We start from the raw sequence: 11,732 nt of genomic DNA, 5'->3' as shown, positions 1-11,732 counted from the left end.
TGAAGCTTTCTCCTACTGCGCAATTTCGGCGACGACGGTCGCCGGAGTTGCGGTTGCGTTGGCGCCGCCGACCGTGAAGCTGATCACGTCGCCGGGGTTGACATCGTTGAGGGCGGTCGGGACCGCCGTGTCGACATCACCAGCGGCGGAGCCGGCCTGGGTGATGGTGATGACGCCGGTGGTCACAGCGACACCGTTGATGGCGCAGGTGATCGTGGCGTCACCGGTGGTCAGGATGCCATCGGTGACGCTGCGCAGCCTGGTGATGCGTCCCCTGACCGAAGCGATCGTCCTGGTGACACCAGCGCCGACCAACGTGGCGATGCGCGCCGACAACGGGATCAGCACCTTCTCAGCGACGGGGATATCGATCCAGGTGCGACCGTCGCTGATGCCGGCAACGGTGCCGACCAGCAGCCGAGCGCCCGAGCCGTCGAAGCTCAAGGTCTGATCGTCGACCGCATAGACCGGTCGGCCGATATCGACCTCGTCGGCGGCGAAGATGAAGCCGAAGCAGCCGCGCAGAGCCTCGACGTTCAGATCGCCGTCAGCGCCGTCGCGGTTGTCGACGTTGCCTTCAGCCAGGCCGACGACGGACACCGCGTTGGCAGTGCCTGCCGGAACCGCCATGCCGGTTGCCAGCAGGGCAACGATCGACTTGCGGAAGATGCGGACACCCGACTTAGCCGGGTAGCCGAACCGGTCGCCGGAGCGAGCCGGGATTTCTAGATCGCGGGACGCGGCCATTTAAGCGGTTTCCTTGTTGAGCTTGAGGGTCTCGGCGAATTTCTTCGGATCGAGGCCCATGGCGGTGCAGACGGCGAGATCGCTATCGGACAAGTCCGAGGCCTCGCCGTCCTGTTTCTTGGGCGTCTTGATCTGGGACGCGGTCAGCGTGGGCGCGCCGCCGACAAAGCTTGTGAACGCCGTCAGGTCAGCCTTTGCATAGGACAGCGCCCACTCCTTCTGGGCCGGAGTGACCTTGCCATCCTCGATCGCGGTGTTGACCGCTTCGGTGGCCTTGTCGGCTGCCAGATCATCGCGGAGCTTCTTCAGGTCGCCCTGGAGTTCGGTGACCATCGCGATCGGCACGAACTTGGTCGGGTCGACCTTGCCAGCAATCGCCGACTGCACGGCGGTGACGATCTCGTCAGCCTTTGCCGCAGCAGTGAGGCCCGCCGCCTGGGCGAATTTGCCCCGGTCAGCGACAATCGAATTGACCGCCGCCAGGATCTCGTCCGGCTTGGCGGTGTCGGTGAGGCCCGCAGCCTTCGCAATCGCCGTGCTGCTGGTCAGGTGAGCATTGATTGCGGCAACGACGCCGTCTTCGTTCGTGCCCTTGGCAAGATTAAGGGCCGCAAGGATCTTGTCCATGCTGTCTCCGGTTTGGTTGTTGAGGGGAAAGAGTGCACTCGCGGCAACCGCGACCAGGTCGAGGTTGGGCGTGTTCGTGAGGCCGGCCATGCGGATGGCTAGCACCCGGCCGGAGGTCTTTTCGTGGAAGAAGACGGGCGAGAGGTAGCGATACTCTTTCGCCTTGATGGCGGTTGCCGCCGCTTCGGTCCATTCGACACGGCCATAGATCCCGTCGTCCTGGGCCTTCAGGTCCTTGATCCAGCCGGCGGCCGGTGCTTTGCCGCCTACGCCTGGGACCGCGCCGAACACCGCCTGGTGGTCATAGTCGATGGCGAGGTCCGTCGAGCCCGCATACTGGCGGGTGTTGGCGACGATCGTCTCCATTGAAGCCTTGTCGCCGGTGATCCAGGGGCCCTGGCCGTTGCGGCCGGTGAACGTGCCGGCCGGCGTCAGCTGCACCCATTTGTCGCCTTCCGTGTCGGCTGCGGTGAGCGCAGTCGAGTGGGAGGCAACCAAGGAGGCCGAAAGGAGTGCGGCAAGTGCGTTGTGCATCGCCGGACATTGGCCCGGCCGCTGACTTCAAATCATGCCCGCCGTCGCGGGCGGTGGTCGGCTCTTGGGGGACCGAACTGGCGGGACGTATTGCTGATAGGTCCGCCGCCGAATTCGCAGCCGAACGGTAGCCGAGCGGAGGGCAACCGGCAAGGCCGCGTCCTGACGACCTCGCCTGGCCCTTGGATAGCCCTTAAAATCGGTTTTGAACGGGTCTAGAGCGCGAAACGAGGCTTCCCGCACCAACGCCACGCCCCAAGGGGCCGCTGTGCGCCTGTGCGGCGATCGTGCGGAGGTGGTCAGGATGGGGGCGACACCCAGTCGGACGATCCAGTCTTTCGCGCCAGATCCTGTTCGACGACGCTGACGTAGCCCTCCTTGCCGGGGTTGTACGCCCAGCCCGGATCGATGCCGTCAGGAACCGTCGTGACTTCGCCGGTGCGCTTGTTGACGAACTTGCGCATCGTGCCGGGCACCGGTTCGAACTTCAGCTTCTCGCCTTCGCGCTCCAGCCGGTCGATATCGCGTTGCGACAGGCCTTGCAGGGTGCAATGGCAGTTCCAGCCGTTCGGGCAGGCGTGGGTGTTCCACCAGGGATGGTCGACCGGCAGCACCGTGTTGTGCCAGAGCGCGTGAAGCGGACGCGGATGCTCCTGGCCTTCCAGATGGACGTAGCGGATAAACGGCCGCGTCGCCTTGTTGCGCTCGAAGGTCGACCAGTGGCCGGCGGCGTAGCTGACGCGCATGTTGACGTCGAAGATGGTCGTCAGGCGCCTGGTGCTGCCAAGCTGCGACCAGAGCGTCTCGCCCGTCAGCGGATCGAAGGCCGGCTGCTGGCCCCACCATCCCTTGGCCTGTAGCAGCGGCGTCAGCTCGGCGGCGAACTGGCGAAAGGTCTTGCCCTCCGACAGCGCCTTGAGCAGGCCCTGGTAGATCTCGTCAAGGATGTCGAAGCCGGCCGACTTGGCGACCGTGAAGGCGCGGGCATGGGCTTGCTGCCAGGTGTCCAGCCAGGAGAATTCGGGATCGAGCCGCTGGCCGCGCGCGAAGAGCGCCGCGATCGCGTCGCGCGGTGGCAGCGGCTTGAGGTCAATGGTCATATGCCTGCTGCCCTTTCGATCGCCTGCCGCTTGCAGCGCATCCATGCCGCATCGCACAGCCTGGCGAGCTTCACCGCCGCGATCCTCTTCGGCGATCCAGCCGGAAACGCCCAATAGCCGTTGTCGCCGTAGAGGTAGCGATATCGCCGATAGAGCTTGTATTTGCGCCGCCGCAGATGCGTCGACACGGCCCGCCAATGGTTGCCACAGATGATTTCGCTCGACCCGTCATCCTTGAACGTGCGGCGGCAGAACGGCACGCAACAAGCCAACCGTTGCGTCATCAGAGCTGATCGTCGACCGCACCTGCCAGGCGCGCGGCGAAAGCCGAGTTCGCGAGCAGTTCGGTCATTGCCGAGGCGTCGAGGCCAGCGAAGCGCTTCGCCAGCAGCGCCTTCACCTCCTCGACCGAGGAGGCCGCGGCGATCTCGGCTTCGAGGCCGGCAACGATCGGCGACACTAGCGGCATCCAGTCGCCAAGCATGGAGTCGGCCGCGCGCTCGATCGCGTCTCGCCTTCCGGTCGCGGTGGAGTGCACCGTCTGTCGTGTCTCTCCTGGCTTCAGTGGTGGCTGGGCAGGGTCTACGGGCGGCTCGATCGGCGCAGGGCCTTTCGGCGCCAATAGCTCCTCGTCTTCAGCCGGGTCGGGCAGGCCTATGCGATCGCGCATCGTCGACATGCCGACCTTGAGGCCGAGAGGAACAAGCTTGGCCACGTTGTCGACCAGCGCCTTGGTGTCGATCTGTTCCGGTCGGCCGATGCAGATCCTGGGATACTTTTTCTGCGGACCGAAGTTGAGGTCGATCAGTGGGCGGACCAGGTCGCGGTTGAGTGTGCCCGCGAGCTGACGCGCATCGGCCTTCTCGATGTCCTCGCGAACGCCATCATGGGTCTTGCCAACGGCGTGACCGCCCGCGATCGCATCGGTGGTCGCGGTCTGGCCGAGCACCACCTTGGAAACCTGCTGGTCAAGCCAGTCCGCCCGCTCCTTGTAGAGTTGGTGCGTTCCCGAGATCTTGGCCTCGATAAAATCGACCGTCATCGACTGAGGAACGATCGCGGCGTAGTCGACGCCGATGTTGCTGACCGCCTTCAGCAGGATGTCCTTGTCATCGTTCGAAGCGCCGGCATCGTATTTGCCGAGCCTTAGCGGCTGGCCATAGGCTTCGCAGAAGATCGCCCAATCCTTGATGGTGAAGCTCTTGAAGAGGAATGTCCAAGCCACCGCGCGGGCGATGCCGCCCCGGATCGGCAGACCGGATTTTACCTTGGCCGAATGGTAGATCCACTTGTACGGCTCAAGCGGCATGTTCTGCCCGCCATCGCGAAGCAGTGGTGTCTCGCCGTCGACCTGGTCGAAGACGAACCAGCGCGGATCTCGCCAAGCGAGCCGTTTCGGGTACCACATGCTTGCCGAGGTATCCCACAGGATCTCGGTGCAGGAGAAGCCCTTGCCAACCGCGTCCTCGATGTCAAACAGCTCATCTTCGAACCCATCGCGCTCAATCACCTCACGCACCAGGTCGGCATGCTTGACACTGGCAGCATCCTCGCCGGCCGCCTCGACCGAGATCTCCAGGCCGGAGACCTGGCGTTTGCGGACACCAAGCACACCAGCGTAGTGCGGATCGCGTTCCTCCATGTCCTCGGCCAAGGCGAGATAGTTTTCCGGGTCGTTCTCGATCGACGCCCGCAACACGCTCGCCAACCGGCCAGGGGTAAGGCCGGCAGCCGGGTGCAATGCGTCGTGGCGGCGAACGCCACTGCCCGTTGGCGCGGCCTGTTCAACGGTCAAAGCGGCTTTCGTGATCGGCCGGCCATAGCGGTCCAGGATGCCCTTGAAATCAGCCATCAGAAGATACCTCGGTTGCGGCGGGTCGATGCCATGCGAAACCCACCGTCTGTGTCATCCGCACGGGCGCGCATTCCGGCCTCGGCGCTTTCTTCAAACCGGCTCTTGGGGATCGTCGCCGCCCGATAATCATATTCGTGCCACTGCATGCGGCTGGCGAAATAGGCCAGCACCAGGGCGACGGCGAAGTCACCGTGCCGCTTGGCCCCTGCCACACCGACCCGCTCCGGCGGGATCGACGGTATGCCCCGTATGATCTTGACCAGGCGAAGATCCACGGCGTGCTCTGCGTCCCTAGTGAGCGCGATGTTGGCGTCTTCAAAGGCTGTTTTAAGCGGCGGGAAATTCTCGTTGTACCAGTTCTGGCTAAGCGTCACCGACCAGACCAGGCCGCCCGGCGTGTCCTCGGTGTGCAAGCCGAACGCCCGGCCGAGATCCTCGGCGAGGTTCATGCCGACGCCGGTGGCGTCCACCGCCGCCCCACAGAGACGGGGCGACGTCTTCAGCATCAGCGTCGCGATTTCCTTCTGCTCCTGGAACGGCACGTTGCGCAGCTCGACGGTCAGCGCCGATTTGCGGCGAAGCACTTTGTCGATCGACAGCAGGGTCATGATCGCCGGATCTGCCTTGCGCGCCGGATCGTAGCCGAAGGCGTGCTGGCGGTTTTCGTCCAGGCCGTCGAGCGCTTCCTTGATGGCGTCCAGGTGCGGCGCCATCAGGTGTTGGCGCTCCAGGGCCGGCAGGTGCAGGAAGTCGAGCGGCAGGTTAATGCGGATGACCGGAGCCTCTTCCGGCGTCAGCGTCATGCGCGCTTCGATCAGCGGACTGGTGAGCCAGGCGCCCGAACCCATGGACGGAACGCAGAACAGCTCTTCGTCGGCGCCGTCGCCATAGAAGTCGATGATGTCCTGGCGCCACTGCGCCTCGGCGTCAGGCGACCACTCGCGCCCGGTCACCAGGCAGATGCGCTCGTAAAGCCCTTCCAGCAGCGCCTGGTCGAAGTCGATCTTGAGATGGCTGTATTTCGACCGGCCGCCGAGGATGTCCTGGACCTGAACGTTGAATTCGTTGTCGGCACCGTTGTGGGTCGAGCAGACCACGACCTGGCCGCCCCACATCAGGTTGGCCAGTGCCGCCTTGAGCAGCTCCTTCAGGCTGTCGACGAATGCCGCCTCGTCGATGATGACCAGGCCCTGCTTGCCCCGAAGGGTGCGCGGAGCGGACGATAGAGCCAGGATCTCGAAACCGGACGCGAACTGGATGCGGAAGGCCTTGATCTGCCGGGTCTCGCTCGGATGGGCCGGGTCGGTGTCGTCGAAGAGGAATTCTTCCTGGGCGATCGCCGCCTGAGCGAAGGCCCGAGCCCACATCGCGCAGGCGTCGATGAACTCGCGCGTCATCTCCTGCGAATAGGAGATGTACATGGCGTCCATGCCGCCGGCATCCTTGGCGCGACCGGCGCGCAGCACGGCATAGGAGGCCAGCGCCCAGGTCTCGCCGATGCGGCGGCTCTTCTCGATGAACAGCACGCGGACGGCCGTGCTCTCTAACAGGGAGACGGTTCGCCCCTGGTAGCCGAGCAGAACGCTGGGCAGACCGACGGTGTCGATGACATGGTCGAGGTTCGCCATGCTCTCACGGCGAACCTTTTCCCATTCTTCCTTTGAGATCGGGCCGGTCATGACGGCCCGCCGGTTTCGAGTGCTGCTTGGCCCAAGTCCGTGATGCGCCATTCGAAGCCGTAGTAGCCATCCGGCCCGCCAATACATTCAAGCAGGCCATCAGACTGCAGCGAGCGCAGCCGGCGCAAGATTACGGCATTGGTGGGGGGATGGCCCGTGCCGCCATTGCGAACGTGCTGACCATGCTGACGGTGCACCTGGTCATTGATGTACGCGCTCCTCGGGCGGACGGCATCCTTGACCGCTTGCAAAGCTGCGGTGCGCGTCAACTTCATGTTGCCCTCACGCCGAGGATCTGCGCCTTGATTGCCTCGGCCGTATCCGCCGACATGCCCTTGGCCTTGGCGACGGTGTCGACGGCGTTCTCGACATCGGCCTTGAATTCCTTCGCCACCTTGGTGCGTCGATCGCTGGAGACGCTCTGCGCCTGGGTCGCCATCTTCAACGCCGTGGCCAGCTGCATGGCGCCGACCGGCGCCAGGCCGCTTTCGCCGGCATCGGTCAGCAGCTCGAACACCAGCGTCTTGATCGCCTCGGCAGCGATCAGGGTGAGATCGTCGGAGCTTTGCGCATCGAACCGCTTGGAGATGGTGGCGGCGATCTCGCGCGTGTCTTCCAGCCGGCGGGTCATCATGGCCAGCTTGATCGAATAGCGGTTGAACGCCGAGAACGACGGGATAACGAATTCCAGCTCGCCCTTATGCTCGGCCTGCAGGGCCTGCATCTTCAGGAAGAATTCTTCATAGATCTCGGTTTGAGTGCGATCGCGGTCCTGCAGCGCGCTCGCTGCCCAGGTGATGATCGGGCCGCACTCCTCCGGCAGGCGTTCGATCAGGGAAAGTTGCCCACGGCCTTTGCGTGCCATCTCAGGCCTCCGGCGAGGGACGCGCCACGCCTTCGATGATCGACCGCCGTTCCACATGGTCGACGCCGCTGCGGGTGACGGCCGCAACCATCACGGTGCCGAATTCGGTGACCTTGACCGCGCCCAGCTCGGCAAGCTTGCGCAGCTGGGTGCGGACCCATTCGCGCGATCGGTTGTGGCCGAAGCCGTCGAGCGCCTTGGTCAGCATCACCTCATTGAGGCGACCGTCCGTCTGATGGTTCAGCTCGCGCAGGATGACCAGGCGGGCATCGGCGGTCAGATAGTTGTCGAAATCGGTCATGCGGCGCTCTTGTTTCCGGTTAGCAGGAAGTTCTCCATTCGGTGAACCGTGCGCGCGATACCGTTGACCACCTCGGCCTGTTTGCCCGCTTCGCCCTTGATCTCGGCTACGGCCAGGCGAAGGTCGGTGAACGACTTCACGTCAGGCAGGTGCTTCATGTCGCTCTCGATCGACTGGACACGCACGGCGTGGTCTTCCAGCCTCCTATCGACTTCCGCACGGCCTTCGACGATCGACGTGCGGATCGCGTCGAGAATTTCGGCCATGGACGCCTTGAAGGCGTCGATGTCGGTCTGGGCCTTCTTCGAACCGGCCGTCAGAAAGACATAGACGATCGTCGCCAGCGACAGCAGGGGCGAGGCCAGTGAGGCCCACGTGGCAAGGTCATCCATGGGCACGTCTCCGGCTCTGTCGTTCGATGAAGGTTTCGCAATCGACGCACCGGTCGGCCCGAGGCATGGCCTTGCGACGTTCTTCCGGGATGCGCTCGCCGCACTCACAGAATTTCGCGGCCTCCTGGCCGTTGGCTTCCTCGGCGACATACTGCCGGGCGGCGGCCTGGACACGGGCGATGCCGGCGTCGCGCTCCTGCTCGACCCGCCGCTCAGCCAGCTCGATGGCTGCGTTGCCGCCCTTCATTTCGGTTCCCTCGCGGCCTTACGCTCGTCGTACCAGCCGGCGCAGGCGTCGATCTGATCGTTCGCGTTGCCGAGGGCGATGTCGGCTTTCTTATTGGCAACGCCCAGCTTGTCACCCAGCTGCACCCCGCTGTGATGATGGCGGCGGCAATCCGACGGATAGTCCGGCATGCGCCTGGCCTGGGCGACAGCGCGGTCTGCCTCGGTCAGCGCTTCGCCAACGAGGCCGGCCCTGGCCTTGTCGCGATAGGCTTTGCCGAGCGCGGCCTTATCGGTTGTGCAGGCTGTCAAGCAGCTGCTGATCAACAAGGCCATCAACGCGGTCCTGCAGCACGGCGAGTTCATTCTCCGCTTTCCTTTTGTCGGCGTCGGTCAGTGTCAGCTTGGTTTCCAGGGTGACGCGTGCAGCGCGCTCGTCATCGGCGGCCTGGCGCGCTTCGTCGGCCTTGCCGTCGCTCCAGGCGCGCAGCCGGCGCTGTTCCGTCAACTCGGCCTGGAGCGCGTCGAGCTGTGCTCTGGCAACAAGCTCCGTCACCGCCTTATCGACGGCCTGGCGCACGGCCGAGGCCTTGTCGAGCCAGAGCCAGATGCCGGCCGCCAGGAAGATCCACACAGGGAGCGTGACGCCGAAGACCAAGATCGGCCGGATCACCTTCCATATGGTGAAGAGGAGCGCGCTCATCCCCACACCATCCAAAGCGCCAAGGCGATGGCGAGCATGACCAGGTAGGGCACTGCTCGCTCGACAGCGTCCGAAAGCCGGTCAGCTATGAGTTGCTTCAGCCCTTCCATCAGTCGAGCCCCGACACGCAAAGCTCGCCTTCGCCGATGCGGGTCGCGTCCCCCATCTCGCGGCGGTGCGCCAAGCCGATGATGAACTTTTGCCCGGCCCGATTGTAGAGCGTTGCCCTCTTGCAGCTGGCGACGTAATCCGGGGTCTTGCCCTTCTTGACAGCCGCATTGATTATGCCGGCCGCACCGGAATTGCAGGCCGTAGGGGCACCAATGTTCCAGGCCAGGCTGTCCATCATCGAGCGCCAGGAGATCGGCTGCTTGTTGAAGCTGGGAATGCACTTGACCAGGGCCGGGCGGAATTCCTTGGTCATGCGGTTCTGAAGTCGGGTTTTGCAGCCCTTCGGGGTCTCGACCATTTTGGGCTTCACGTTCTTGGTGTCACCGGCACAGATCGTCCAGATCGGTGGCTTGGCGATCCTGTCGAGGTAGGCTTTCAGCGCCACGCTTTCCCATGGCTCGACCAGGTAGGTCGACGCCAGGACGACGTCGTCCGGGACACCGTTGACGTACCGGACGCCGCCGATCGTCACACCCACGAGCGCCAGGATGGCTGCGATGGCTTGCTTGGCGCGCGTGCTGGGCATGATCGTGGCCACTGGATAGACCTTCCGCCTGTGAAATCGGCCGGGAGTTGTCCCGGCCATTTCGCAGCACCATGCCTTTGGCGGCAGGCGGCAATCATGCCCGCCTTGGCGGGCGGCTTAAGGGTGGGTTGTCAGTTGCTGGAGAACAGATCGGTCTGGCGCGGATCTCTGCTGCCCTTGACGGGCTTGTCCGGCATGCGCCGGAAGAGTTTGTCCACGCCGGTCTCGGTGATCCCGAGGCGGCCGGCTATGTCGCCGTTCGATGCGCCGGCTTCGCGATACTGCCGCGCCCGAAGCTCGCGGGCAAGAGGCACCCGGATATACGAGCCGGAATAACGGCGGGCAAGTTTCTTGGCTGCCGTGGCGCCGAGGTCTTTTGCGAGGGCGGTATCGTCGCCGGACGCCGGCACATAGAGCCGGCGGCCGCCATAGGTTTCAGCAAGGCGCACGAAGTCCGCCTGGCCAAGCAGGTGGAGCAATTCGGCGGATCGCTGATCGTCGCTCACACGACCTCCGCTTCGCCGTCGCGCATCAGGCGCGTGAGGAACTCATAGCCGGGCACGCTGTGGCCGCCGATCGTCGTCACGACGCGTCCGTTGACCAACAGGAAGCGCGCACCCAACGCCTTGACGCATGGGGCGCCCTGGTGGCGACGGGCGGCGTCGGCGATGTGGGCACGCAGCTGCTCGATGTCGACGCCGAGGATCAGCTGCAAATAAAGGATGATCGCGTGGTCAGAGACGTAGACTGGCTCGTCGTTCATGCGGGCTCCCATTCGATCAGCTTTCCCTCAAAGCGTCCGACGCCGTGATGCTGGAGCCAGAACAGACCCATGTTTTCGCGTGCGGTTTCGCCCCAAAGACCGAAGGCGGAGACGCACGACGGCGCGAAGCCGTCAGCGCGGCAGAACAGCTCGATCTCCTCGCGATGCAGCGGGATGCCCTCAATAGCGATGCTGATGATCGGCATTGGCATCAGGTCGCTGACCGCGATCTCGATCGAGCGGACGTTGCTGCAGACCGGATCGGCATCGACCAGTTTGCGGCAATGGATCGTCCGCATGCCCTGGTAGAGCTGGACCGGCTCGCCGGGTCGAGCATGCCGCTTGCGATCGGCGCGGACAGTTTGCCGCTTGATCAGGCCCGAGACCTGCGGACCGAACATCGGCTTGAAGCTGTAGGCGACCATCAGCGGGCGCGTCCCGATGAGAGGGAGGCCAGAACAGTATCGGCCAAACGCCCCACATCGATTAGCGGTCGCGGCGCCGGGTAGACCACCGGATAGCTGAGCATTGTCTTGCCGTCTGCATCAATGAAAGTCGTCATGATGCCGAGATCGTATTGGCGGTTAAGCTCGGCTTGAAGGGCCGAGACAAGAATGGACCTGTCGGGAGTGCTCATGCCTTTTCCTTCCTAATGAGGTCGCCCAGGGTGTTCATCACGGCCGGCCAGTCGCGGTCGGTCATCTGGTCGAGCGGCTTGGCCTTGTCGAAAATGAACTTGCGGAAGCCGTTGGGATCGACGGCCCGCAGCACGGAAAGAACCTGCCACTGCGCGAGTGCAATCTTTGCACCCGATGACCGGAGCCAGGAGGCCGTCGAGACGCTCTGGCTCCAGTCGACGCCGGCTTCACGCGTCATCCATGCCTTGAGCGCGTCGATCGCCTTGGCGGCATCCTCCGCATCCAGCAGAAATCGGGTGTGCTCAATGCCGGTCTGCCGCTTGATGAATGACAGCATGGCGGCATCGGTCCGGTCGCCGACGATGCCGAGGTTCCAGGCGGCGATCCAGAGCGCCTGCAGCTTCTTGGCGAACGGCCCTTGAAGGCCCTTTTCAGCCGGCTTGAAACCCTGCCGGCGGTGTTCGGTGACGATGAGCTGGAGCTCGCGATCGTTCATCTCGCGCAGGCTGCGCTTGCCGGTGACCCGCTGATAGAGATCGCGGGCAGTATCCTCGTCCAGGCCGAGCTGCTTGTTGCCGACATGGATGGCCCCGAGCGCGCTCATGA

The 11,732-nt window shown here is 64.2% G+C and carries 19 protein-coding genes; all 19 read right to left on the bottom strand.

The window, feature by feature from the left end; genetic code table 11:
• Positions 1-12 precede the first annotated feature (12 nt).
• Positions 13-747 carry a hypothetical protein gene (locus NKI10_RS26230; protein WP_156936493.1) on the bottom strand — a complete coding sequence of 245 codons (735 nt, stop codon included), beginning with the start codon at positions 745-747 and terminating at the stop codon, positions 13-15.
• Complete coding sequence (locus NKI10_RS26225) at positions 748-1,908, bottom strand: phage protease (protein WP_023750266.1); 1,161 nt, start codon at positions 1,906-1,908, stop codon at positions 748-750.
• A 299-nt stretch (positions 1,909-2,207) separates the two neighbouring features.
• Positions 2,208-3,008, bottom strand: coding sequence for a phage head morphogenesis protein (locus NKI10_RS26220; RefSeq protein ID WP_023750267.1), 801 nt, complete (start codon positions 3,006-3,008; stop codon positions 2,208-2,210).
• Positions 3,005-3,292, bottom strand: a complete 288-nt coding sequence (locus NKI10_RS26215; protein ID WP_084013590.1) for a hypothetical protein — start codon at positions 3,290-3,292, stop codon at positions 3,005-3,007. The genes NKI10_RS26220 and NKI10_RS26215 overlap by 4 nt, the downstream gene beginning before the upstream one ends.
• The gene (locus NKI10_RS26210; protein WP_023750269.1) at positions 3,292-4,860 is read right to left on the bottom strand and encodes a DUF935 domain-containing protein; all 1,569 of its coding nucleotides are present in this window, start codon (positions 4,858-4,860) and stop codon (positions 3,292-3,294) included. Before NKI10_RS26210 ends, NKI10_RS26215 begins: the two co-directional genes overlap by 1 nt.
• Positions 4,860-6,542, bottom strand: a complete 1,683-nt coding sequence (locus tag NKI10_RS26205; protein ID WP_023750270.1) for a terminase large subunit domain-containing protein — start codon at positions 6,540-6,542, stop codon at positions 4,860-4,862. Before NKI10_RS26205 ends, NKI10_RS26210 begins: the two co-directional genes overlap by 1 nt.
• Positions 6,539-6,817: a hypothetical protein gene (locus tag NKI10_RS26200; protein WP_023750271.1), complete on the bottom strand. Its 279-nt coding sequence runs from the start codon at positions 6,815-6,817 to the stop codon at positions 6,539-6,541. The genes NKI10_RS26205 and NKI10_RS26200 overlap by 4 nt, the downstream gene beginning before the upstream one ends.
• Positions 6,814-7,407, bottom strand: coding sequence for a DUF3486 family protein (locus tag NKI10_RS26195; protein WP_023750272.1), 594 nt, complete (start codon positions 7,405-7,407; stop codon positions 6,814-6,816). Before NKI10_RS26195 ends, NKI10_RS26200 begins: the two co-directional genes overlap by 4 nt.
• A 1-nt stretch (position 7,408) precedes the next feature.
• Positions 7,409-7,708 carry a VpaChn25_0724 family phage protein gene (locus NKI10_RS26190; protein ID WP_023750273.1) on the bottom strand — a complete coding sequence of 100 codons (300 nt, stop codon included), beginning with the start codon at positions 7,706-7,708 and terminating at the stop codon, positions 7,409-7,411.
• Positions 7,705-8,100: a DUF2730 family protein gene (locus NKI10_RS26185; protein WP_023750274.1), complete on the bottom strand. Its 396-nt coding sequence runs from the start codon at positions 8,098-8,100 to the stop codon at positions 7,705-7,707. Before NKI10_RS26185 ends, NKI10_RS26190 begins: the two co-directional genes overlap by 4 nt.
• Positions 8,093-8,347, bottom strand: coding sequence for a TraR/DksA C4-type zinc finger protein (locus tag NKI10_RS26180; protein ID WP_023750275.1), 255 nt, complete (start codon positions 8,345-8,347; stop codon positions 8,093-8,095). Before NKI10_RS26180 ends, NKI10_RS26185 begins: the two co-directional genes overlap by 8 nt.
• Complete coding sequence (locus tag NKI10_RS26175; RefSeq protein ID WP_156936494.1) at positions 8,344-8,661, bottom strand: hypothetical protein; 318 nt, start codon at positions 8,659-8,661, stop codon at positions 8,344-8,346. The genes NKI10_RS26180 and NKI10_RS26175 overlap by 4 nt, the downstream gene beginning before the upstream one ends.
• Positions 8,615-9,028 (bottom strand): hypothetical protein, encoded by a 414-nt coding sequence (locus NKI10_RS26170; RefSeq protein WP_023750277.1) that lies wholly within the window; start codon positions 9,026-9,028, stop codon positions 8,615-8,617. The genes NKI10_RS26175 and NKI10_RS26170 overlap by 47 nt, the downstream gene beginning before the upstream one ends.
• Positions 9,029-9,137: 109 nt before the next feature.
• Positions 9,138-9,725, bottom strand: coding sequence for a glycoside hydrolase family protein (locus NKI10_RS26165; protein ID WP_031245377.1), 588 nt, complete (start codon positions 9,723-9,725; stop codon positions 9,138-9,140).
• 131 nt (positions 9,726-9,856) lie between these two features.
• Positions 9,857-10,231 (bottom strand): hypothetical protein, encoded by a 375-nt coding sequence (locus NKI10_RS26160; RefSeq protein WP_023750280.1) that lies wholly within the window; start codon positions 10,229-10,231, stop codon positions 9,857-9,859.
• Entirely contained in the window at positions 10,228-10,488 is a 261-nt protein-coding gene (locus NKI10_RS26155; protein ID WP_023750281.1) for a hypothetical protein, read from the bottom strand. Before NKI10_RS26155 ends, NKI10_RS26160 begins: the two co-directional genes overlap by 4 nt.
• Positions 10,485-10,913 (bottom strand): hypothetical protein, encoded by a 429-nt coding sequence (locus NKI10_RS26150; protein WP_023750282.1) that lies wholly within the window; start codon positions 10,911-10,913, stop codon positions 10,485-10,487. Before NKI10_RS26150 ends, NKI10_RS26155 begins: the two co-directional genes overlap by 4 nt.
• Positions 10,913-11,125 carry a hypothetical protein gene (locus NKI10_RS26145; RefSeq protein WP_023750283.1) on the bottom strand — a complete coding sequence of 71 codons (213 nt, stop codon included), beginning with the start codon at positions 11,123-11,125 and terminating at the stop codon, positions 10,913-10,915. The genes NKI10_RS26150 and NKI10_RS26145 overlap by 1 nt, the downstream gene beginning before the upstream one ends.
• Positions 11,122-11,730, bottom strand: coding sequence for a regulatory protein GemA (locus tag NKI10_RS26140; protein WP_352862266.1), 609 nt, complete (start codon positions 11,728-11,730; stop codon positions 11,122-11,124). Before NKI10_RS26140 ends, NKI10_RS26145 begins: the two co-directional genes overlap by 4 nt.
• Positions 11,731-11,732: the final 2 nt, after the last annotated feature.

The organism is Mesorhizobium sp. M0802 (assembly GCF_040320115.1).
Lineage (GTDB): Bacteria > Pseudomonadota > Alphaproteobacteria > Rhizobiales > Rhizobiaceae > Mesorhizobium.
This window is presented reverse-complemented; position numbering and strand designations above follow the sequence as displayed.